Genomic DNA, 23579 nt, shown 5'->3' on the forward strand with positions numbered 1-23579 from the left:
ATAGACGCTAAGTGATGAAGCGATTTGACACCGCAGCCTCGTCTCGGTCGAACCCCCTCTCCCTACGGGTTTCTCCCCCTTTTCCAAGGGGGAGATGTCCACGGGATCACGCCTCCGGCGAAGCTCGGCAGACAGAGGGGGGGGGCAGCGGACTGTGATGAAGTAGCCTACGTGACAATCACTTACCATTGAACCGCTACCCGTTCACCGTTACAAACAACTGAATTGGAGACAAAGCGTGTTTAGGAAAGCGGTACGGGGCATGAGGCTGCGTGTACTACAGTGCTCAGCGTCTGTTTGGGATTGGGTGTTTCCGAAATAGAAAACACCTGCCGCCGTTGTGCGAAAAGTTGGAGCCCGACCCGAGTAGCCTTGTGCAGGTCGATGCTGTATTACTCGCCATCCGGCACAAATGTGCGCATCGGACTGGTGCGGTGGGCGGTTCGGGTCCACGTTACCTCAGGAAAGCGCTCGGCAAGCCAGTCGCGCAGGAGGGCCTCTGTGAGGGCTTCGGTTTCGTAGTGGCCGGCGTCGATGAACGCCATCTGCGGCGCACCGTCGTCGGCGCTTAGCACGTTAAAGAAGTCGTGGTACTTTACATCAGCTGTCACATACGCATCGGCCCCGGCGCCCTGTGCGGCGCCAACGAGGCTGCTGCCTGCCCCTCCGCATACGGCCACGCGCTCCACGGGTGCATCCGGGGTGCCGGCATAGCGCAGGCTACCCGCATCCAGCTGGTCGGATACACGGGCTAAGAACACGGAGAGTGGCACCACCTCATCGAGCATGCCGATGGCGCCCATGCCTGCTTGTGTGGTCGCCTGGTCAAGCGGATAGACGTCGTAGGCGACTTCCTCATACGGGTGAGCTTTCTGCATAGCGGTACGTACGGTGGGCAGGCTCCACCGGGTCACTTCCATCTCCAGGCGAATCTCATCGACCGTTTCCAGTGTGCCTCCGGCGCTGCCGATGTGCGGGTCGGTGCGCTCGCCCGGACGAAACGTGCCGGTACCTGCAGAACGGAACGCACACGCATCGTAGTCGCCAATGCGTCCCCCCCCGGCATCGGCCATGGCGGTGTGCACAGCCTTCGCATCCTCTTCGGGCACAAACGTGACGAGCTTGCAGGTTACGTCGTTCATCGGCGCGAGGAACGTCGGGTCCTGCACGCCGAGGCGCTCAGCCAGGGCAAACGACACGCCACCGGGCGCAGCGTCAAGGTTGGTGTGGATGCTGTAGAGCGCGATGCCCTGCTCGGCCAGGCGCAGCGCAAGGTTGTTCGTGTATCCGCTGTCGGTGACGCGCTTCAGGGGCTGAAAGATAAGCGGGTGGTGTGTCACAATCAGTTCGGCGCCCGCGGTCGCGGCTTCTTCGAGGACCTCGTGGGTCAGGTCAAGGGCAAGCAGGCCACGGCTTACATCTGCGCCGTGGCGCCCCACCTGCAGGCCGACGTTGTCGTAATCCTGTGCAGATGCAGGCGGAGCCCACTGCTCCAGCGACTGGGCGATGCGGCGGATGGTTGGCATAGGTAAGTGAGGTTGTTAAAAGAAATTAGGACGGTCCAAGAAGGTCCGGCAAGTACGTTGCTGAATGAAGCAAAGTCTTTATAAAATGTGCGCCGCGATGCACAGTCACGGTGCGCATCGCGCGGAGCGTTTTCAGGCGCTGCCTAACTCTACCGCCCTCGTAGATACCGCAGCGAGCGCGGGGTGAACGGGCGGTGCGTAACGTCGAACGTGTCGTTGAAGGGAGACGCGTCGCCTGTGTTGCCGCCAATGAGCATTGCAAACTGCGCGGGAGATATGGGAAGCAGTCCCAGCCGACCTACCGTGTTCACACCGAGCTTAACCAGCGGCAGCGGTACGTGGACTTTCGGTTTTGGGTCGTGTCCCCACCCCTTTGTAATGCGGTCCAGAATCTCAACGTAGGCCAGCTTGTCGGGCCCACCGACCATGAACGTCTTCGCGTGGGCGCTATCGGTCGTAAGCGCCTGGGCAAAGCCTTCCGCCACGGCCTCAACAGCCACCGGCTGCAGTTCGTATTCTCCGTCGCCAAATACCGGAAGCACCGGGAACGGACGGATGAGATCATCCACCAGCCGCGATGCGAATTCGATGTTGTTGGGCCCCGGATCCCCAAACACGATAGAGGGACGCATGATGCACCAGTGCTCAAACTCGGCATCGCCTACGATGCGCTCCGCCTCCCATTTGGTGGTCTGGTAGCCGGTGCCCTCGGGAGCGGCGCCGTTTGCGCTCATGTGGATACATGTCTCAATGCCCGCCTCCAGGGCGGCCTCTACGACATGGCGCGTACCCTCGGTGTGGATGCGCTCAAACGTGATGCCGCGGCGGGGCTGTTCGTCGATAATGCCTACGAGATGCACCACCGCGTCGCATCCGTCAAGTGCCCCCTCTAGCGAAACCGGATTGGTGATATCGCCCGCGACCCGCGTTACGCCGCTGTCGTGTACCGAGAGCGGCGTCGACGTGTCGCGCAGCAAGCACGTTACGGCGTGGTCGTGTGCCCGAAGCGCCTGCAGCACGTACGACCCCACAAACCCGGTCGCCCCCGTCAAAAAAACATCCATAGTCCCAAAGATATAGTCAGAAAAACCCGTAGTAGAGACGTCCGGCCCGGGCGTCTCAAAAAAGCAGCGATGCCCGCTCACGGCAGACCCGCTCACGGCATCGCCGCAGCGTCGCGCATGCACACATCCAGGTCGGGAACGCCAAACGAGGTGCCCATGGCCACGCCTGATGCGATCAGCGGTGCGTTACGCGGCACGGTGCGAACCTCGTCGGCCACCTCGTGCAGCGGGATCTGCGTAAAGCGGCCCTTCTGGCGAGCCACCATCACGCCGAAGGTGCCGTCGGCCACGAGCTCGGCAGCGTGCGCGCCAAACGCGGTAGAAAGCGTACGGTCGTACGCGGTAGGCGTGCCGCCGCGCTGCATATGACCGAGGATCGTGGTGCGCACCTCGCTCTCGATGTGGGGTTTAATCTGCTCGGCCAGCGTCTTGCCAACCCCGCCCAGCCGCAGCGGATCGTGGCTCTCTTCGACGCGCTCGCTCACGGTAAACGACCCTCCCTTCGGCTTTGCCCCCTCGGCAATCGATATGATCGTGAACTGGCGGCCGCCTTCTTCACGCTCCTGGCAGACGCGGATGACCTCGTCTACGTCATAGGGCAGCTCCGGAATCAGAATGATGTCGGCGCCGCTGGCTACGCCGGAGTGCAGGGCAATCCACCCGGCATAGCGTCCCATCGTCTCCACGATCATCACCCGGTGGTGGCTCTGTGCGGTCGTGTGGATGCGGTCCATCGCCTCCGTGGCAATGTGCACCGCCGTGTCGAATCCGAAGGTGCGGTCGGTGCCCATCAGGTCATTGTCGATCGTTTTGGGCACCCCAACCACGTCCATACCCAGCTCCTGCAGGCGGTGAGCAATCGACATGGTGCCGTCGCCGCCAATGGCAACGAGGGCATCGAGATGCAGCTGTTCATACTGCTTTAACGTCTGCGCCGACACATCGGCCCCGCCGCTGCGATAGTACTCAAACGGATTTGCCTTATTGCTTGCGCCCAGGATCGTCCCGCCACGCGTCAGAATACCGCTTACGTCGGGCGACGTCAAGACCTGCGTATCCCCCTCAATAAGTCCACGGAAGCCCTCACGAATTCCGATAACCTCGGCATGGCACTGCGAGAGCAGGCTTTTGGTAACGGCACGGATAACAGCGTTCAGACCGGGGCAGTCGCCCCCACCGGTGAGCACGCCAACACGAAGTGAGTCAGACATAGGTTGTTCGGAAGATGGTAGAGTGTAATTCGGTTGAAACGAGACTGGCACTTCTACTTACAGGACTCGTAGTCAGTTAATAAGTATCGGTACTGCAGCGGGTAAGCGTCAAGCGGCGCGCCCATGCTTCTGTGTTCTTGCTCCCTTTTTCCCGCATTCCCTATGTGGCCTCGCACATCTACGCGTTTCTTCGTATGCATCGCCTCGCTGTCGGCGGCGCTGCTGTTCTTTCTTGTTGGATGCGAACCATCGGATCCCCCTGAACCTGCTGCCGAACAGGAGGCCCCCGACTTCCTGGTTGCACACATGCTGGACGCGGACGGGCAGCCCGTGTTTGCGGATGATGAGGCGCGATTCGAAGATATGAGCCACGCCATGCACGGCACCTCCATGGTCGGCGGCCTCTCGCGTGGCAGTGAGATGGGGCATCCCAACTACAACGAGGGCCTTGCTGGTCCCCCTCAGGCCGAGCGCGGACGCGACTGGCTCGCCTCTGTCTCGATCCTGGAGCGCTTTTTCTCTGAGGGCGGACGCCTGCACGCACGGGTAGATGCGCAGACGGGCCGCCCGATGGAGGAGAGGGAGGCCGCCGCGTCGGCCGACCTGCGCCTCTACAGTCCGGCAACGTATGCCTATCACATCCACCATCGCGGCGACCGCTGGGCCGATCACGGGCTTGAGGATGCCATCACGTACAACAATACCACGTACTACTCAGACATGGGGCGCTACCTGCTCGACGCGCACACCGACAACGGACGCATCGCGCATGACGCTGATCACGAGCAGGTCGATCTTGAAAGCATGAGCCATGGCGGCGCTGCGCTGCATTCGCACGTGTATGCCTGGGTGCGGTGGCACAAGCCCGGCGGAGCCGACGATATGGGACAGCTCGCTGAAGAGCATCTGGCCCAGTGGCTTCACTACACCCCCGATGATCTCGTAGAAGAGGCGCGCCAGCAGGCTGCGGTCTGGGACAGCTGGTGGGACGACGAACTGGGAGCGTACCACGACGGCGCAGGACCTGAGGGGGCCGTAACGATGGATCTCGCTACGCTTGGCGCCCTCTTGCACGCACACAAGTCCTGGTACGAAACCCTCCACATATTTGGCACCGATTCCGATCGCGAACAGGCACGTCAGCTGTTTGAGCGCAGCGCCGACATGCTCGACGCCGCGCTCGACCTGGCCGAACCCTGGGGCATGCCTGCCGCTATCCGCTTTGAAGACGGCACGGCCCACGTTGCCTCAGACACCATGTCGACACAGGCGCTGTGGACGTTCGTGAATCATCTTACGGGCGGATTCAGCTATGCACGTGAGCGGGAGGGCACCGCGCAGTATATCACAACCCACCGGCCTGAACTCATGGACGCCATCAACGCCTTCACCGACCAGCAGTTGCAGGGCGCGCTCGACTATCAGATGCACAATGGCCAGCTGGTGACCGCGCTCGATATGGAGACCGGCGAGGTGGCCGACGATACGGTGCGTGCTGCACCTATCGGTATCTTTTTGACCGCTGCGGGCAACGCCTATAGCAACGGCACCGCCTTTGCACCAGCAAGCGATTGGGATCACGTAGGGGAGGAGGTGGCTGCGCGAAGTGAAACGCTCTATGACGCGCTGCTTGTGCACGCTGAGCTGCTTGAAGACACGTTTCGCATGCCCGCTGCCGACTGACACGATTCAGGCACATGCTATCCGGAGGCGTGCAGCACTCGGGACAGCCGGGATGCACGCCGATGAAGCTATCGTATGGACATATGTTGGAGGTCTTTGCGCGGCTCGGCGGCAATGCGCGAATGAGCCACCACTTCAAGCAGGACGGCATGGGGACGATGTGAGGCATATACTGTGTTTGCAATACATCACACGCTTCACGAGCACGATCCATTCGCCCCACATCGCATAACGTGCTATGTCAGGTATAGGTTATGCGGCCTTCCTCTACCATTTTGCTGATCTGAAAAATGAGAAAGCTTGTGTTTCGAGATACCAAGGAGGGTAGTGGATAGACGCTAAGTGATGAAGCGATTTGACACCGCAGCCTCGTCTCGGTCGAACCCCCTCTCCCTACGGGTTTCTCCCCCTTTTCCAAGGGGGAGATGTCCACGGGATCACGCCTCCGGCGAAGCTCGGCAGACAGAGGGGGTTTCAGCGGACTGTGATGAAGTAGCCTACGTGACAATCACTTACCACTGAACCGCTACCCCGAGGAGTTCTATACCAAACTCAAAGGGGCGCTTTCGTCAGGACAAGAGGTAGAGGTCGTGACGGACTACGAGCGTTTCTCTGATCTGCCGCAGCAGGTCTATCTCCGCGTGTGCGGAGTCATCACACAGGACAACCAGCACGCCCGCCCCGATCTGGGTCTATCTCCGCGTGTGCGGAGTCATCGATGCATAATGATGCGAGTACGTCCGATGCCGAGGTCTATCTCCGCGTGTGCGGAGTCATCCTTTCAGCCGAGCCAGTGAGCGCGCGCCGAAGGGGTCTATCTCCGCGTGTGCGGAGTCATCAACGCGAAGCATGGCGACAGACCCAAGATCAGAGGTCTATCTCCGCGTGTGCGGAGTCATCCCATCCTGCAAGCCGATGATACGCTCATTCGCTGGTCTATCTCCGCGTGTGCGGAGTCATCTAACGCTTGAGCAGGTCGGCGAAATGATAGGACGGTCTATCTCCGCGTGTGCGGAGTCATCTTGCTGGACACGCTACGCAACGTCGCTTCGCAGGGTCTATCTCCGCGTGTGCGGAGTCATCTCCGGCGTCCTACGGAGTACGCAATCCTGTATCGGTCTATCTCCGCGTGTGCGGAGTCATCGTAGAAGATACCGAAGTCCACGTAGATGGCCCGGGTCTATCTCCGCGTGTGCGGAGTCATCACGGCATTATCTCCGAGTGCGTCAAGCGGAATGGGTCTATCTCCGCGTGTGCGGAGTCATCCTGCATCGAGCACGCCCACCGACGCGGATCTGAGGTCTATCTCCGCGTGTGCGGAGTCATCGGCGAACAGACCGCTACAGAAGCGCTGAAAGAAGGTCTATCTCCGCGTGTGCGGAGTCATCGTAGCTTGACTTCTCCTAAACGGCCCAACGCCAGGTCTATCTCCGCGTGTGCGGAGTCATCGTACAAAAGTGCGCCCCGCCTTCGTGATGCTCGGGTCTATCTCCGCGTGTGCGGAGTCATCACTGCACTTCCCTTCCGGCGGCAGTATCCTGCAGGTCTATCTCCGCGTGTGCGGAGTCATCAGCGGCGCGAAGTTATGTCGGTTCAAGTTGGGAGGTCTATCTCCGCGTGTGCGGAGTCATCCACCGTCCTGTCCACACCAAAACGGGCCTTCGAGGTCTATCTCCGCGTGTGCGGAGTCATCAGACGGGCAGGGCACCACAAAGCCCGAATCAAAGGTCTATCTCCGCGTGTGCGGAGTCATCAGTGTCCAGCAAAGAACGACAAACCGACCAGGAGGTCTATCTCCGCGTGTGCGGAGTCATCTTTTTTTGCACGCACGAAAGGCCACAAGACACGGGTCTATCTCCGCGTGTGCGGAGTCATCAACGCGGCTACACGAAGCGTGAAGAGCAGGCAGGGTCTATCTCCGCGTGTGCGGAGTCATCATGGTGCAATACGTGGGCAGGAGGCCCAGGTAAGGTCTATCTCCGCGTGTGCGGAGTCATCCGGATCAAGCGCGCGCAGAGATTCGGCTGCTGAGGTCTATCTCCGCGTGTGCGGAGTCATCTGCATCTGTATCCACGCGCCTCCGCGTGTGCAGGGTCTATCTCCGCGTGTGCGGAGTCATCGGGTTAACATGGGGGGGGGTGTTTATTCGTATAGGTCTATCTCCGCGTGTGCGGAGTCATCATCCGTGGTATCTTGGAGATCCTTCCCGATCTAGGTCTATCTCCGCGTGTGCGGAGTCATCAACCTGTGCCCGCGTAGCGGCTTCGGTGCCGCCGGTCTATCTCCGCGTGTGCGGAGTCATCTCGCTACGGCAACACAAACCGCATTGGTACCGAGGTCTATCTCCGCGTGTGCGGAGTCATCCCGCTCGGGCAAAATGAAGCTGCTCCACTATCGGGTCTATCTCCGCGTGTGCGGAGTCATCGCAGCAGAAGCCATACCCGCTTTTTGCGCTTCGGGTCTATCTCCGCGTGTGCGGAGTCATCTGCGCACGCGCCACGGATGGACACAGCAGCAGCGGTCTATCTCCGCGTGTGCGGAGTCATCTTTGCGAGCGGATTGCTTCAAGGGGCGTTATGAGGTCTATCTCCGCGTGTGCGGAGTCATCCTGGGTGTATCCCAAGTAAGCGGCTGCCCCGCGGGTCTATCTCCGCGTGTGCGGAGTCATCGACTTCTCTCAAGTAGCTACAATGAAGGAGATGGGTCTATCTCCGCGTGTGCGGAGTCATCGGCGCTCCTGACAGGCTCTCTGTGGTGATAAGGGGTCTATCTCCGCGTGTGCGGAGTCATCTTCTACGTTGGCAAGACGATGCAGGCAACGAAGGGTCTATCTCCGCGTGTGCGGAGTCATCGCTTCCCGTCAGATCCAGAGCAATGAAGCGGAGGGTCTATCTCCGCGTGTGCGGAGTCATCGACCACATCCTCACGCTGGCCCAGATGCCGATGGGTCTATCTCCGCGTGTGCGGAGTCATCGGTAGCCTATCAAAAGAGATCCGACTGTGCCTCGGTCTATCTCCGCGTGTGCGGAGTCATCTCACGTAGCACCCACCACATCTGGGAGCGCAGGGGTCTATCTCCGCGTGTGCGGAGTCATCTCGCACAATCGCACCCTCTCGATCTGCTGCACGGGTCTATCTCCGCGTGTGCGGAGTCATCACCGCTCAGTCTCCCGGCCCTCCACTTGTTCAAGGTCTATCTCCGCGTGTGCGGAGTCATCCCGCTACAACGGTTATGGAACAGGAAGATACCGGGTCTATCTCCGCGTGTGCGGAGTCATCAAGATCGGGCGCGTGCCACTGTCAGACGTGGCAGGTCTATCTCCGCGTGTGCGGAGTCATCCGTATCCACACCCCACACGGAAGCGGGGCCGTAGGTCTATCTCCGCGTGTGCGGAGTCATCAACCCCCGCGCCGTCGCCGACCAAAACGCCTCGGGTCTATCTCCGCGTGTGCGGAGTCATCATAGTCTTACAAAATGGTGTTGAGTTCGTCGAGGGTCTATCTCCGCGTGTGCGGAGTCATCCCTGCGCCACTCTGACACAGGGGGCATATGCAATTGCCATCATACATGAGAGGTTTCGTAAAGTCAAGTACTCGCCTTCTGTCATGCTGGCAGCCAGGGGCTACTGCGGCGATCGTCCTGATCACAATATTATAATGACGAGGTCGTGCAATCGTGCGTGCGTATCCGTACATTGCGTCCCCCACGCATTTTTGCCCGCAGCGTACATCATATGGCGCATCCTTCTTTCCGTAAGGCAATTCTCTCATTCATGGTGGTCGCCCTCGTGCTCATCGGGGGCGCCCCCGTTGGTGCGCAAACGAGCAGATGCCTCGACATGGCGTCGTTTGCGTACGCGGGCCAGTCGCTCCGTATCGCCGACGATACGCAGAACGCCCGTGCAACGCACTGGCACCCCGACGGCACCCTATTCTTTGTGGTAAGCCGCAGCACCAATCAGGTGGTCGGGTACGCGGTGGGTACGCCCTGGACGCTTCACGAAGCAACGCCGACGATGACGCTTGACCTGTCGGATACGGTCGGAGCAACCGAGCAGGGGGCGCATGCCCACGGGCTCTTCATCCGCGATGATGGAACCAAGATGTGGGTGTTCAACCGCACCGAGATCTGGGCCTACACGCTCGAATCCCCCTGGGATCTTACCACCGCGACCCCGACGAACTACCGGGCGCTATCCGATAAGGTGTTGCGCGGCCACGATGTCGACTTTCACCCCGAGGGCACGCACCTTTACATCGATGACCGTGCGGGGCAGGCGGTGTATACGCTTACGCTAAGTACGCCGTGGGACATCGCGACTGGGACGTGGAGCACCACGCTCGATATCAGCAGCGAAGAGGAGGCCGTGCGCGGCACCGAGTTTGCCGAAGCGGGACAGGTTCTCTTCCTGGTAGATACCGACCGGCGCGCCATTCTGGTCTACCAGCTGGATGTGCCCTACGACCTTGCTACAGCCACCTACATCACAGCACTCGACGTGAGCGAAGCTGAAAGCCCGCGTGGACTCAGTCTCTCGGCCGACGAGCAATCGCTGTACGTGACGTTCCGCGATCATGCAACCATCTTCCAGTACAGCATCACGAATACGTGTGCCCGGTAGCCAGGCACGTGCCAACAGCGGGCCTGCTTACAACGCCACCGCCAGCCCCAGGTGCAGGCGTCCGTCGGTGGGACCGCCGTCATCGGGGTTCATCGCATAGCTGATGTTCACACGCCCGAGTCCGGTGCGCAGCTCCGCGCCGATGCCGGCGCTCGGATGCCAGCTTGTAGCAGCAGCGCGCCCCTCGATCTCAGGACGGTCGACCCATCCGGTTTCGGCAAACGCAAAGACAAACGACGTACGATCCACAAAGAGGCGATATTCCACAAGTGCGCGTCCGACAAACCGCCCGATGAACCGGTCCTCGTCGTAGCCCCGCAGCGAGTCGAATCCGCCCAGCCGAAAGAGATCGCTGATGTCGTACGACTCGGTAAACACCCCGCGGGCATTGCCCCCGGCCACAATCACCTGGCGTACACCCACCGGCCAGAAGGTGCGCAGGTGCCCCTGCACCTGGGCAGGCCGGCCTGTCTGCTGCGTGCGCACGGTGTCGCCCTCTACCACGCGCCGACCGGTGCGCTGCTGACGCCCCTGCTCAAGCAGCAGGTCGGCGCGCAGACCCTGGCGTGGACTGCGACGGCTGTCGACCCGGTCAATGCGGAGTCCAACGCCGACCCGGAGCGAGCGGCTGCGGGCCACGCGCTGCTCGTCCTGCTGCAACGCCTGACCGCGCGGACCCGGGCGAGTTACGTTGCGTGTGGCGGTGGCGCGCACCTGCCAGCCGGGCTGTACGTCGTAGCCCAGAGCAGCCCGGTACGACTGCATGCTGTACGACGAGTCGCGCTGCACGCCCGAGAACGCCGCCTCCGCATCCAGCGCCCGTCCGAGCAGGAACGGATCGCGCAGCCGCACATCTACCGCGCTGGTGCGTCCCGGACGCTGGTCGAGGTGCAGGTCGGCCTCGCGCCCGCCGCCAAACAGGTTTTCCAGCTCCAGGCGCCCCGATCCTACGAGCGCGGTCGAACCGTCCACGCCGCCGTCGGGGAGCAGGCCCAGTACCAGGTCGAACACGCCGGGCGGGCGCTCCTCAAGCGGAATCGTGAGCGTAGCGCCGCCATCCTCGTCGATCTGTATGGCGGGCTGCTCCACCTGCTCAAACAGCCCGGTACCTTCGAGCGCCTGCTGCAGCGCCGCACCATCGTAGTCCCGCAGCGGCGCATCGAAGGCGAGGCCGGCAGCCCGCGCCACGTAGGCGGGGCGGGTGCGCTCGGCGCCCTCCAGCACGATCCCTTTCAGCCACAGCTGCGGCCCCTCGTTGATGGACAGATGTACCGTGACGGCCCCTGTGTCATCGGTGGGACGAATGGTGGCGATGCCGACCCGGGTGAGCGGATAGCCCTCGGCGCGGTAGGCCTCGCGCAGCGCATGAAGATCACCGTCGATCACGTACTGGTCCAGGGGCATGCCGCTGCGCAGCTCCATCGTGCGGCGCAGCGCCTGTTCAGGAAGTGCATCGGCCCCATCAAGGACGACCGCATCAACGGCAGTGCGAGGCCCCCGCGATACGTAGAACGTGGCGCGGGGCGGGGGCTCGGCATGGACTGTAGCCGAATCGACGGTAGCGTGCAGGTAGCCCCGCTGCTGGTAGTGACGGGCCAGCGCACGGGCCGCCACACGCACCGAATCCGGCGGCGAAGCCCCCTGCGCTGTAGGCCAGTTGGCCGGAGTGCCGTCGACCACCACCGCCCAGGGCACTGCGTTCGCATCCCCCTGCGCCCCTTCTTGCCCAAAGGCCAACGGAATCGTTGCGCCCCAGAGCCACGTAGCGAGCAACCCGATTCCGATGCATCGGTATAGGCAGGCGACACGTATTCTACTCATCCACCGCGATAGGCCTGTGCGTACTTCTGCGTTGCAAGCGGCGTTGGCCGGCTTCGTTGCTGCCGTTCTGATCGCCACAATGGGCTGGGTCAAACCCCCAGACGCTACCGGTGTTGCGCCTGCCGACACCCTGGAGTTCACCATCGAGACGGGTACGGTGCTTACCACGACCCTTCCGGCCACCCTGGCGGGCACCGAGGTGCGCCGCTACCGGCTCATCGACGGCCCGCCCTTCAGCGGCGTAGCCGGACGCTCGCTGGCCTGGCCCGCCGCCGACGCCGATCCGGGCACCTACGAGATTGTGCTCGTGCCCGACACCGACGCGCCCACCGACACGCTTTTTGTTCAGGTTCAGGTGGATGCGAACGCATAGCGCGTCGTGTCTGTGTTTCGCGAACCCCGTATTTCTGATGCTATTATGACCCGTGCTACCTTTCTGAAAGGCCTCGCTGTATGCTGTATCGCCCCCTCTGCGCTCGTGGGCTGTCGCAACGGGCAGTCGGCCCCCAACGCGGGGGCCCGCACCGATACGCTGCACGTGGCTCCTGCACCTCCTGAAGAGCGCGTCGTAACCGACGGAATCGGGGCCGATACGCTGCACATCCACCCGCCGGTAGAAGCGGTGGGTGAGAGTCGTCGTACCGCTGAGGCCTGGCGCCAACTGGTGGGCGACGATGCCTTCTATATTCTGTTTGAAGAGGGTACCGAGCCGCGCTATAGCAGTCCGCTGCTCAACGAAGACCGTCGAGGCACGTTCATCTGCGCGGCCTGCCACCTGCCGCTCTTTCCGTCGACCACGATGTACGAGAGCGGCACCGGCTGGCCCAGCTACTGGGCGCCGCTCGATGGACGCCTGGGCACCAAACGCGACACCAGCGCGGGGATGATTCGCACCGAGTACCATTGCGCGCGCTGCGGCGGCCATCAGGGCCACGTCTTCGAAGACGGCCCCGCCCCTACCGGACTGCGCTACTGCAACAACGGCCTGGCGCTGGCTTTCGTCCCGGAGGATGAATCGCTTCCGGAGCTGCGATAGAGGAGGTGGCTCTTGTTCAGCGACTTGTCCACAAAGCGCCGGGGACGCAAGCGGTCCCCGGCTGTAGAATTTCCTTAGCCTGGGATCAGGAGCGCAGCGGATATCCCAGGCGATCAATCGAGCCCTCCTAACATCACTCCACAATAACCAGTCGACCCCTATGCGAACCACGCTCCTTGCGCTCCTCATCGTAAGCACTGCGCTGCTACTTGGCTGCGCAGATGCCTCCTCTGGATCCAACCAGCCGGGCGACCCCGAGCCGCTCTACGAGCCCGACGTAGACATCAGCGCCTTTGCCGAGCCGGATACCGCAACGTTTGGCGGCGGCTGTTTCTGGTGCATGGAACCGCCCTACGACAAGCTCGACGGTGTAGCGGCCACCATCTCCGGCTTCTCAGGCGGACACGTTGAGCACCCGTCCTACGACGACGTCACTGCCGGAGGCACTGGACACACCGAGGTCGTTCAGGTTATCTACGACGCGGAGGTGGTCGACTACGAGACGCTGCTGGCAGTCTACTGGCGCAACATCGATCCGCTCGACGATGGCGGACAGTTCTGCGACCGGGGCGCCATCTATGCGCCGGTGATCTTTGCGCACAACGACGGGCAGCGCGCCCTGGCCGAATCGACCCGCGATGTTATTGCTGAGCGCTTCGATGATCCCGTGGTCGTACCCGTCGAATCGTTCGACGCATTCTACCCGGCCGAGGAGTACCACCAGAACTTCTACCAGAAGAACCCCAGCCACTACAACCGCTACCGTCAAGGCTGCCGCCGTGATGCACGACTCGACGAACTCTGGGGCGACGAAGCCCGCGCCGAGCACCTGACCGACGCATCGTAGATGCATCACGTGCGCCCGTTCTTATGGCAAGCAAGTCTCAAACAGCCCCTACTCCCTGTGTCCGCTTCCGACCTGCCCGAGATTACCGATGCCCACCGCACGCGTTTTCGCGAGGCGCTCCTCGACTGGTATCACGACGTAAAGCGCGAGATGCCGTGGCGCGAGACCGACGATCCGTACCGAATATGGGTGTCGGAGATCATGCTGCAGCAGACCCGCGTGGATCAGGCCGAGCCATACTACCGGCGCTTTGTGGAGGCCTTTCCGACGGTACACGACCTGGCCGAGGCCGAGCGCGATGCGGTGCTGCAGCAGTGGGAGGGCCTCGGCTACTACTCGCGGGCCCGCTACCTGCACGAGGCTGCGCAGACGGTGGTGCGCGAGCATGGCGGCACGGTGCCCGACACATACGATGGACTCAAATCGCTGAAGGGCATCGGGCCGTATACTGCAGCGGCAGTGGCGTCAATTGCTTTTGGGAAGGCCCACGGCGTGCTCGACGGCAACGTGATCCGCGTCCTGACACGGGTGTTCGCGATCGAGGACGACTCGACCCGCAGCGCCACGCGCCGCCGCTTGCAGGCCCTGGCCGATGCGCTCGTCGATCCTGATGATCCGGGCAATGCCAACCAGGCACTCATGGAACTGGGAGCCACCGTCTGCACGCCGCGCCATCCCGCTTGCAGCGCGTGCGTGTTGGAGCCGGTCTGCGAAGCAACGCAGGCAGGCACCCCCGAGCACTACCCGGTGACGCCCGAGAGTACGCCGATTCCCCACAAAGACATCGCGGTGGGACTCGTGTTCGACGAAGCCGGTCGCCTGCTCATCCAACGCCGTCCCGACGACGCCATGCTTGGCGGACTATGGGAGTTTCCAGGGGGGAAATGCGAGGACGGCGAATCCCCCGACGCCGCGTGCCGCCGCGAGTTGCAGGAGGAGTTGGGCATCACGGTGGAAATCGACGGCCTCTTCTACACGCTGAAGCACGCCTACTCCCACTTCAAGATCACGCTGCACGCCTATCCCTGCCGGATCGTAGAAGGCACGCCCACCCCCGAGATCGACCAGCCCATGACGTGGGTCACCGTCGACGAACTGGCGGACTACGCCTTTCCCCGTGCCAACCGCAAGCTTATCGAAGAACTCAAGCGCCGCGAGTATGCGCCGTCGCTGTTTGACTGAGAGAGAACGGCTGTAATCTGCATGACCTGGCACTGCAGCCTTTAGAATTAACTTTCAGGAAACACGAGCGTGAAATAAAGTGCTACTTAGGGTACGACGGTGCTCTCTCCAATGGCATTCACAATGGACTGCCTACAAGCAAAAGCATCATGGTAGAAATAAGTTCGCAGGCACAGATTGCCATCAGATCACTTCTTCCAGTCGACAGAAAGCGGGTCGAGCGACAGCTTTCCTTTCTGGAGCGGTTTCCTGAAGACGAACACATTCACAGTCAAGTGCGAAAGTTGAGCGGCGACCAGAAAGATCTGTATATAATGAGAGCAGGCGGTACCCTGCGTGTTATTTTCCGCTACGATGGGGACAAGGTTGAAATCCTGGATGTCGTCACGCATGAAAGACTGAAGCGAATGCACGAACATACGGCATGAAAAATCTCGATCCAATCCGATTCGACCCTCACAAATGCCGCCAAGAGTTAGATGACCTGGGCGTTCACTTTGGTACGAATCGTGACTTGGATGAAAGAAAAGACGTTCTCTCGTTTTTTCGTAGTCGAAGACACCTATCCGTCTTCATTGGGTCGTACTTTACATACATCTCGGACTTTAATCGCATAGCGTACGAATATGATGTCTTCGGCGATTTTAAGGCTGATCTCGTGGTAGGAGACGCTTCTTCGGGCTGGTATGGCTTTATAGAGTTCGAAAATGCGGATGCTTCAAGTATCTTCACAGCAAAGTCTGGAAAAGCGACACCAGAGTGGTCGCCCCGCTTCGAGCATGGATTCAGCCAGCTTGTTGATTGGTTCTGGAAACTTTCTGATATGGAGAACACCCGTGACTTTGCCAATCGCTTTGGTGATGAGTACGCTGGTTATGAAGGCATGCTCATCGCGGGCAGGGTAGATGAACTGACCCGAAGAGAAAAAGATAGGTTGCGCTGGAGAAGGGACAACATACTCGTTAACTCAAAGCATATCCACTGCGTCACCTTCGACGATCTACACGCCCATCTTGATGCTCGTCTGAGAAGTTACGAAGCGGCGTACCAGGCAGAACAAGAAAGCTAACTTTGATACGCCCAATCGCAAGCTTATCGAAGAACTCAAGCGCCGCGAGTACGCGCCGTCGCTGTTTGACTGAGGCGGAATGGGCAGAATGGTACGCAAATAACTGTCTACAGCTCCACATCAGTGCACAAAGCTGTATCAGCCCACAAAAAGCGTGGCCGGGGCGCTCATCTCCCGGCCACGCGTGGCAGTGGTATCCTGTAGATTGAGGAGAGGGCTACCTTTTCGTAGCATGTGAGCGGACCAGGTCGTGATAGGCCGACATTGCATGCTCGCCTCTGTCAAGCCCTTCCACTTCCTCTTCATGGTCGACGCGGAGCCCCATCGTGTTCTTCAGTCCGAGGCCTACCGCCAGGCAGAACGCTACCGTAAAGGCGCCGATGGCCAAAATGCCAGCAAGCTGATAACCGACCTGAGTAAGACCAGCCATCTCGCCAAACAGTCCCACAGCGAGCGTGCCCCAGATGCCACAGGTCAGATGCACACTGACAGCACCCACCGGATCGTCAATCTTCAAGACCTCATCGATAACGACGATCGACGCGTAGACCAGTCCCCCTGCGATCACCCCGATTAGCGAAGCCTCCCAGACCGCCATCAAGTCGGCTCCGGCTGTAATGCCAACGAGTCCGGCCAGGATGCCATTGAGAGCCATGGTCAGGTCGGGCTTGGTGTCGCGGTACCAGGAGAGCAGGCCCGCTGCTATGCCCCCTGAGGCAGCGGCAATGGAGGTGGTAACGAGCACAAGCGATACGGTAGCCGGATCAGCCGAAAGCACCGAGCCGCCGTTGAATCCAAACCACCCAAACCAGAGCAGGAAGACTCCGATGGTTGCCAGCGACATATTGCTGCCGGGAATGGTCTGCAACGTTCCGTCGGCTGCGTACTTGCCCAGGCGGGGCCCCAGCAGAAGCGCAAACACGAGCGCGCCCCATCCACCTACGGAGTGCACCAGGGTGGAGCCAGCGAAGTCGTAGAAGCCCATCCGATCCAGAAAGCCGCCGCCCCACTGCCACGACCCGGTTATCGGATAGCTGATCATCAGAAATGCCACGACAAACAACAAGAAGCTCGACAGTTTGATGCGCCCGGCCACGCCGCCTGATACGATGGTTGCTGCGGTAGCCGCAAACATGGCCTGGAAGAAGAAGTCGGTGTACCAGGTGTAGCCCTCGTCGTAGGCCGGGGTGAGGAGCGCCTCGGCGTTTTCGGGCGACACCGTAATGAAATCTGCCACGGCGCCGAGCGAAAAGAAGCCGTTGAAGTCGCCCGGGTACATGATGTTAAAGCCGCAGACGGCGTACGTCAAGATCCCGATACAGATGATCATCGAGTTCTTGAACAGAATATTGACCGTATTCTTGGACTGCGTCATGCCCGACTCCAGTGACGCGAATCCGAGATGCATGATGAACACTAGCATGCCTGCGATCATGATCCACAGGTTATTGACCGCCCACATGGCCGGATCGATGGTGTCTGCAGCGCCGGGCTCCTGGGCATAGGCCGCCACCGGTACCAGAAATGCAAGAAGAACGAGACTGGATATCAGAAAACGTAGCGTTCGCATGGGCACAAAACCTTACATGAGTGAAAGCACTGGCTTGCTGAAGCCAGCTGATTTCTATTAAGCATAACTTTATTTAATTGCGCAAAATAAATAAATCAAGACGTATATTTTTGGAAAGCGCTTACAATAGTAAAATAATTTCTGTCAAGATAATATAATAAGCAAATTGTCCTCTCTGTTACATTTGTAATTAGAAAGCTGGTCAATTGAGTCTGGAGGGGTTAGTTAACGCGGTGTGCAAGTTTTCCATTATCCTTTTGGGCGCATATCCCCCTTTGTGGCTACGCGACATTTCCCCCTTCGCGAAGGGGGAAATCCCGAACAGCGTGAAGGAATGGGGGATGTGAGGACCGCGCATTCTCCGACAAGGCGGCGATCAACAAAGGAGGAAGGAAACCTGCACATGCCGTTAGTTAGGTGGGGGGCAGGGTGGCTCCCTCGGGCTCTTCTTGTTCTGACAGCGCGAGGGACCTGCTCGCGGAGGCAGGCCAGGCAGAAGGAGGACAGGCGTTTCAGAAAAGCAGGCCCCTGCAGGGCGGCTGTCGTAGGGTCGACAGGGCGCATCCGTGCGTATCCACCTGTGATCGCTGTGGGACGTGTAGAGAGTAGAGAAAGGAACTACGCGAGCGACTGTACGACGCCGCTGAAGAGCTTCTGGAGATGGGGGCGGGCGCTGGCGGCGGCAGCCATGATGGCCTCGATGTCGGCTGGCTCAAGCGCGTCGGGCAGGCAGATATCCGTGATTACAGAGACCGCGAGGCAGCGGATGCCCATGTGGTGAGCGGCGATGACTTCGGGGACGGTGCTCATGCCGACGACATCGGCGCCGAGGTCGCGCATGTAGCGGTACTCGGCTCGGGTTTCGAGCATGGGCCCGAGTACGGCCAGGTAGATGCCCTGGTAGAGGTGGATCTCATGCTTGAGCGCCTCTGACCGGGCCAGCGCGCGGAGGTCGGCATCGTAGGGTTTGCTCATATCTGGAAAGCGCGGGCCCCAGTCGTCAATGTTGGGGCCAATTAGCGGGTTGGTGCCTTGCTCGTTGATATGATCGGTGATGAGCATGAGATCGCCCTCTTCGAAGTGCGGATCCATGCCGCCGGCGGCGTTCGAGATGAGCAGCTGCTCGATGCCCAACACGCCCATCACACGGATGGGAAAGGCCACCTGGTGGGCTGTATAGCCCTCGTACAGATGCATGCGCCCGTTCATGGCCAGCACGGGCACGCCCTGCAGCGTACCGATGAGCAGTTCGCCTTCATGCATCGAGGTGGTGGAGGTCGGGAAGCCGGGGATGTCTTCGTAGGGGAGGCGGGTGGATACATCGATGTCGTCTTTGAGTCCGCCCAGCCCGGTCCCCAAAATGAGCGCGGTGGGGGGCACGGTGTCGGTTTGGGTGCGGATGTGCGCGGCCGCCTCTTCGACAGAGGCACGATACGAACCAGCGTCAAACGACGGAATCATAGCAGGGTGGCGAAGTATTCAGGAGAGAATTACGTCAACTCGTAAAGTACGGTTTGACGGGAAGCGTTGCAAGAGAAGCAAGCTACTCTTCAATCGCACCCCCGCATCCGCTTCCTGCACCGGCGGTGCAGCCGTAGCAGTGGCGATGGGTGCGGATGGCGTGCGTTTTCCACGCGGCCAGGTCAAAGTCGGAGACGTGCGGCTGATCGGTGCCGTTGAGCGCCATGTTCATCTCCAACTGCTGATTGAAGTCGCAGTCGTACAGGTAGCCGTCCCACGAAATCGACAGCGTGTTGCGGCACATGAGCCCGGCAATCGTACCGGGGTTGAATGCGTTCACGAGGCGCTGCAGGTACTCATCCACCTTGCCCTTCTCCATCAGCCACTCCAGGTAGCGTGACATTGGCATGTTGTTGAGCGCCAGAAGCTGGTCGAACACGATGCCGTGATTTCGCTTCAGTGCTTCCTTCCACTCGCGCTCCAACGACGCCTGGTTCCCAGCCAGAAACGCCCCAACAGGATTGCTGACCAGCGTGAGCATTCGGTCGGGGTTGTCGGGGGTGTAGCCGGCGTCGTTCAACATCTTGAGGGCGCGGATCGACTTCTTGTACGTACCGCTGCCCCGCTGCGCATCGGTGTTAAGCTTGCGGTAGTGCGGCAGCGAGCACACCACCTCCACGCCACGCTCAGCCATCCACTCCGCCAGGTGCTGGTACGGACCGGTAGTCAGGATGGTGAGGTTGCAGCGGTCAATAACGTGCAGCCCGCGCTCCACGCACTGCTCCACCAGGTACTCGAAATGCGGATTTAGCTCGGGTGCGCCGCCGGTTAGATCCACCGTGTGCGCCTCCGTCTGGTCGATCAGGTCGAGGCACTGCTCCACCGTTTCCCGATTCATGTTCTCTTCGGTACGGTCGGGACCGCTGTCTACGTGGCAGTGCGTACACGTCATGTTGCAGAGTTTGCCCACATTGATCTGCACGATCTCCAGCTGAGCGGGAGTCAGATCGTCCCACCCCGAGGCCCCCAGATCGCGGTCAAAGCGTCCGGTACCGGTCGGGCCTTCGTCAATATCGACCGCATCGAGCACCTCGAATTGCTTCTTCGGACGCGTGAGCGGGGCACGGCGGCCCTTCATGCTGGTGGTGCTGCGCGGCCCTTCGGGCGGATCAGTCGGTGTGGTCGGTACTTCGGTGGAGGTGCCATCAATGGTTTTCAGCGCAATGAAATCAGACGCATCAGAAGCCATAAAAGGAGAACGCTTTCATGAAGAGCAATACAACGGGGGGATGCGGAACGGGGCGCTACATCATCTGGTCTTTCACGTGCTCCTGCATCTGCTCGCCATGCACAAGCGAGGCCCCACCGCGGATGGCCGTGGCCACATGCACCGCCTCCTTCATCTGCTCCAGGTCCGCCCCCTTCTCCAGGCAGTCGTCGCTGTAGGCTTCAATGCAGTAGGGACACTGTACGACATGCGACACTGCGAGTGCGATGAGCGACTTCTCGCGAGCGGTGAGGGCCCCATCCTCAAAGACTTTGCCGTAGTATTGAAAGAACGCTTTCGAGAGCTCGTCGTCGCTATCGAACTGGCCAAAAGTAGAGAGGTGATCGGGGCTGTAGTAGGAGTCAGACATCAAAAACGGGGGGATAGAAGGAAAATGAAGGCGTATCCACAATGATGGTACACACCATCACGATTGTATGTGAACTGATGCACGGCATTGTTACACCGGACGTCTGGGCTGTGGATTCAAGTCAGCCCTACACATTGGTATACCGAGTCATGACATGGATTGGCTTGCGAATGAGTGTGCGATTCGGGATTATTATGTATACGCCGTTGTTATGATTAGCCCGCGCCTCCATGATCTATCGTTCTGCTATCTCCTCGCTGTGCTCTGCCGTTCTACTGGCGATGCTTTTCATAGGACTGCCAGGCACCGACGCCCAGGCGCAGTCCACGACTGCGTCCACCCATGCGCTGTTTGACGAGGCCCGCATCGCCTGGGATGAGGGCGCGTACCCCGAGGCGCTCATGGGCTTTCAGGCCGTGCTCGACCAGGAGGATGGCGAGCGTTTCTTCGACGACATCGCGCTGATGACCGGCGAGCTGTACGAAACGGTCGAGATTGCGCCGGACGGACGCAACCTCACGTTTAGTCCCACCGGCGAGCAGGTAGCGTACGAGCACGTGCAGAACAATGCGCAGCACACGGTGATCGTTGACCTCACTGGCGAGATGCCCGAGGAAGTCGATCGCTTCGAAGGCACCGGTTTCGTGTTTGCTCCCGACGGAGCAACGGGGGTGTACCGGCGCATTCAGCCAACGGCCGACATGCGGTCGGCTGCCCAGGCGATGCGGCAGGCGCGCGCAGATCGCGATCGGGCCGCCATGCGACGGGCCAATGCAATGCTGGAATGGCACGCCGCCCGGGCCAGCACCTGGAACGAGCGCCGCATCGAAGATAGTTCGTCTGAGCCGCTTGCGCACGAGACGCTCCTGCTCGCCGACCCGGTCTACGACGCTTCCGGACAGCTGTACGTGACCGGGATGAATCCGGAACAGCCTGATCGCTCGCACATCTACCGGTTTGAAGACATTGGCGCAGCGCCGGTGCCGGTGCATGACGAAACGCCAGGGTACCGCATGCAGCCGCAGCCCGTGGCCGGGCGCCCGCATCTGCTCTACCAAGGCAGCAGCGAGCCGCCCTTCCCGGTGCCATCCGATCAGATGCCCGCGTCCGTAGCGTCCGATGGATCCACGATCATGCTCCACAACCTCGACACGGGCGACACCATTTCGTTTACCGGTATCGCTCCTGTCCTGTCTCGTGACGGGGCGCTTGTTGCATACCGCACCGAAGACGAGATGCACCGCCTCCTGGTACGCTTCACCGACACCCCCAACGATGCCCGCACGCTCTACACCAGCGATGATGCCATTGCATCGGTTGCCGTATCGCCGGAGGGGAGGCACGTTGCATTCACGCAGCAGCCCGGCATCAGTCACCAGGTCTACCTGTCCGATGCCGAGACGGGCGCCACAGAGCAGTTCAGTCGCGACATCCAGCACGAGCTCTTCCCCGAGTTTCTGGGTGAGGAGACCCTGCTCGCTAAGATGGGAGAGTTTCGCCACCGCCGTGCGCATCTCTACGATATAGCTACAGGCGACAAGCACCGCATCTTCCACAACAACGATATCCGCACCGTCTCGATGGAATACGAGTGGGACGTGGCGCCCTCGGGGGAGCGCGTGGTGCTACGTGCTGACCGGGACGGCAATACCATTACAGAGGAAGAGAGTGTACACCTGGTGGATCTTACGCAGCGCATCTCCATGGATGCGCTACAGGCGCGTATCGCTGATCAGCTTGAGGCAGAGCAGACGCTGCGCGACGAGGCCGAGGCGATGTTTGCCCCGATGCACGATGACGTGGCCGCCGCCACCAGCGAGATCAACCTGACGCGGCTCTACGAATATCAGAAGACGCTCTACGATTTCGACTCGAAGTACTTCACTGAGCCGGGCAACCGAAAAGCCAGCGCGTACATCTACGAGACGCTGGAGTCGTTTGGCTATGAGCCCGAAAAGCAGTGGTTCATGCCGAATGACCGCGACAGCACGGCTAATGTGATTGCGCGATTGGAAGGCAGCGAGCACCCTGAAGTGACGTACATCTACAGCGCCCACTTCGACTCGGTACCCGGCAGCCCCGGCGCCGATGACAACTCCACCGGCACGGCGGTGCTCCTCGAAATGGCCCGCGTGCTGGCCGACAAAGAGCTGCCCGCTACGATCATCTTTGCATCGCTGACGGCTGAAGAGGCCGGGCTTCTGGGTGCGCGGGAGTTCGTGCGCCGCGCCGATGAAGAAGGACTGCAGGTGGCCGGGGTCGTTAACAACGACATGATGGGTTGGACGCGCCACCATCGCCTCGATAACACCATCCGCTTTTCGAACTACGGGATTCGCGACATCCAGCACGCATCGTCGATCTTGTACTCCGATCTTATCACGTACGACTCACGCTACTACCGCTTTACGGATGCGCAGGTGTTCTTTGAAGCGTACGGCGATGTGCTGGGCGGCATCGGGTCGTACCCCATCTTAGGCAACCCGAACTATCATCAGCCTACCGACCGGCTGGAGACGATCAATCACCGACTGGTGCGCGCGGTAGCGCAGTCGACCACCGGCGTATTCATGAAGCTGGCCCATACGCCGTCTATGGTTCGCGGGCTGCATGCGGAGCAGGGCGAAGACACGTACACCGTGCGCTGGGACGAGCCACTGGAGTCGGACATTACGCACTATGAAGTGCGCTACCATACGGCCGATGGCGATGAGGTCATTGAAGAAACCGATGACCGGAGCGTTGTGCTTGATTCGTTCGACACGGAAGCGCCTATCGCCGTGCGCGCCGTCAACGACCGCGACCTGCCGGGCTGGGACTGGGCCGAGGTTGTGGTGGAGTGAGGAACGC

At 60.6% G+C, this 23579-nt stretch carries 17 protein-coding genes and 1 CRISPR repeat array; of the genes, 8 read left to right on the forward strand and 9 right to left on the reverse strand.

Features of this window, described 5'->3' with window-relative positions; genetic code table 11:
- Positions 1–392: 392 nt before the first annotated feature.
- The 3 genes from ACZ48V_RS06300 to ACZ48V_RS06310 form a co-directional block, all read right to left on the reverse strand.
- On the reverse strand, positions 393–1526 hold the full coding sequence (locus ACZ48V_RS06300; protein ID WP_464542661.1) for a Nif3-like dinuclear metal center hexameric protein: 1134 nt from the start codon (positions 1524–1526) through the stop codon (positions 393–395).
- Positions 1527–1675: 149 nt separating this feature from the next.
- Positions 1676–2590 carry an NAD-dependent epimerase/dehydratase family protein gene (locus tag ACZ48V_RS06305; protein ID WP_464542663.1) on the reverse strand — a complete coding sequence of 305 codons (915 nt, stop codon included), beginning with the start codon at positions 2588–2590 and terminating at the stop codon, positions 1676–1678.
- Between the two features lie 92 nt (positions 2591–2682).
- Positions 2683–3801 (reverse strand): 6-phosphofructokinase, encoded by a 1119-nt coding sequence (locus ACZ48V_RS06310; RefSeq protein ID WP_464542665.1) that lies wholly within the window; start codon positions 3799–3801, stop codon positions 2683–2685.
- A 162-nt stretch (positions 3802–3963) separates the two neighbouring features.
- Between ACZ48V_RS06310 and ACZ48V_RS06315 the strand changes: the two genes are divergently transcribed.
- Both ACZ48V_RS06315 and ACZ48V_RS06320 read left to right on the forward strand, forming a co-directional pair.
- Positions 3964–5484, forward strand: coding sequence for a hypothetical protein (locus tag ACZ48V_RS06315; protein WP_464542667.1), 1521 nt, complete (start codon positions 3964–3966; stop codon positions 5482–5484).
- A gap of 628 nt (positions 5485–6112) precedes the next feature.
- A CRISPR array of direct repeats spans positions 6113–9007; the repeat unit is 28 nt; unit sequence GGTCTATCTCCGCGTGTGCGGAGTCATC.
- Between the two features lie 211 nt (positions 9008–9218).
- Positions 9219–10106: a lactonase family protein gene (locus ACZ48V_RS06320; protein WP_464542669.1), complete on the forward strand. Its 888-nt coding sequence runs from the start codon at positions 9219–9221 to the stop codon at positions 10104–10106.
- 27 nt (positions 10107–10133) lie between these two features.
- On the opposite strand, the gene ACZ48V_RS06325 is transcribed toward ACZ48V_RS06320, so the two are convergent.
- Positions 10134–11927, reverse strand: a complete 1794-nt coding sequence (locus tag ACZ48V_RS06325) for a BamA/OMP85 family outer membrane protein (RefSeq protein ID WP_464542671.1) — start codon at positions 11925–11927, stop codon at positions 10134–10136.
- A gap of 16 nt (positions 11928–11943) precedes the next feature.
- Between ACZ48V_RS06325 and ACZ48V_RS06330 the strand changes: the two genes are divergently transcribed.
- The 4 genes from ACZ48V_RS06330 (at position 11944) to mutY (ending at position 14992) form a co-directional block, all read left to right on the forward strand.
- Complete coding sequence (locus ACZ48V_RS06330; RefSeq protein ID WP_464542673.1) at positions 11944–12300, forward strand: hypothetical protein; 357 nt, start codon at positions 11944–11946, stop codon at positions 12298–12300.
- A 45-nt stretch (positions 12301–12345) separates the two neighbouring features.
- Complete coding sequence (gene msrB / locus ACZ48V_RS06335; protein ID WP_464542675.1) at positions 12346–12963, forward strand: peptide-methionine (R)-S-oxide reductase MsrB; 618 nt, start codon at positions 12346–12348, stop codon at positions 12961–12963.
- 160 nt (positions 12964–13123) lie between these two features.
- Positions 13124–13810, forward strand: coding sequence for a peptide-methionine (S)-S-oxide reductase MsrA (gene msrA / locus ACZ48V_RS06340; RefSeq protein WP_464542677.1), 687 nt, complete (start codon positions 13124–13126; stop codon positions 13808–13810).
- 57 nt (positions 13811–13867) lie between these two features.
- On the forward strand, positions 13868–14992 hold the full coding sequence (gene mutY / locus ACZ48V_RS06345; RefSeq protein WP_464542679.1) for an A/G-specific adenine glycosylase: 1125 nt from the start codon (positions 13868–13870) through the stop codon (positions 14990–14992).
- 188 nt (positions 14993–15180) lie between these two features.
- On the opposite strand, the gene ACZ48V_RS06350 is transcribed toward mutY, so the two are convergent.
- Positions 15181–15384, reverse strand: coding sequence for a hypothetical protein (locus ACZ48V_RS06350; RefSeq protein ID WP_464542681.1), 204 nt, complete (start codon positions 15382–15384; stop codon positions 15181–15183).
- A 32-nt stretch (positions 15385–15416) separates the two neighbouring features.
- On the opposite strand from ACZ48V_RS06350, the gene ACZ48V_RS06355 reads away from it, so the two are divergent.
- Positions 15417–16061: a Shedu immune nuclease family protein gene (locus tag ACZ48V_RS06355; RefSeq protein ID WP_464542682.1), complete on the forward strand. Its 645-nt coding sequence runs from the start codon at positions 15417–15419 to the stop codon at positions 16059–16061.
- 217 nt (positions 16062–16278) lie between these two features.
- Here the strand turns inward: ACZ48V_RS06355 and ACZ48V_RS06360 are convergent, their stop codons facing one another.
- The 4 genes from ACZ48V_RS06360 to ACZ48V_RS06375 all read right to left on the reverse strand — a co-directional run bounded on the left by ACZ48V_RS06360 (position 16279) and on the right by ACZ48V_RS06375 (position 20729).
- Entirely contained in the window at positions 16279–17523 is a 1245-nt protein-coding gene (locus tag ACZ48V_RS06360; RefSeq protein WP_464543105.1) for an ammonium transporter, read from the reverse strand.
- Positions 17524–18249: 726 nt separating this feature from the next.
- On the reverse strand, positions 18250–19092 hold the full coding sequence (locus ACZ48V_RS06365) for a purine-nucleoside phosphorylase (protein ID WP_464542684.1): 843 nt from the start codon (positions 19090–19092) through the stop codon (positions 18250–18252).
- 82 nt (positions 19093–19174) lie between these two features.
- Positions 19175–20341, reverse strand: coding sequence for an arsenosugar biosynthesis radical SAM (seleno)protein ArsS (gene arsS / locus ACZ48V_RS06370; RefSeq protein ID WP_464542686.1), 1167 nt, complete (start codon positions 20339–20341; stop codon positions 19175–19177).
- Positions 20342–20396: 55 nt separating this feature from the next.
- Positions 20397–20729 (reverse strand): arsenosugar biosynthesis-associated peroxidase-like protein, encoded by a 333-nt coding sequence (locus tag ACZ48V_RS06375; protein WP_464542688.1) that lies wholly within the window; start codon positions 20727–20729, stop codon positions 20397–20399.
- A gap of 230 nt (positions 20730–20959) precedes the next feature.
- On the opposite strand from ACZ48V_RS06375, the gene ACZ48V_RS06380 reads away from it, so the two are divergent.
- On the forward strand, positions 20960–23572 hold the full coding sequence (locus ACZ48V_RS06380) for a M28 family peptidase (protein ID WP_464542690.1): 2613 nt from the start codon (positions 20960–20962) through the stop codon (positions 23570–23572).
- Positions 23573–23579 lie beyond the last annotated feature (7 nt).

It is taken from the genome of Longimonas haloalkaliphila, assembly GCF_055379825.1.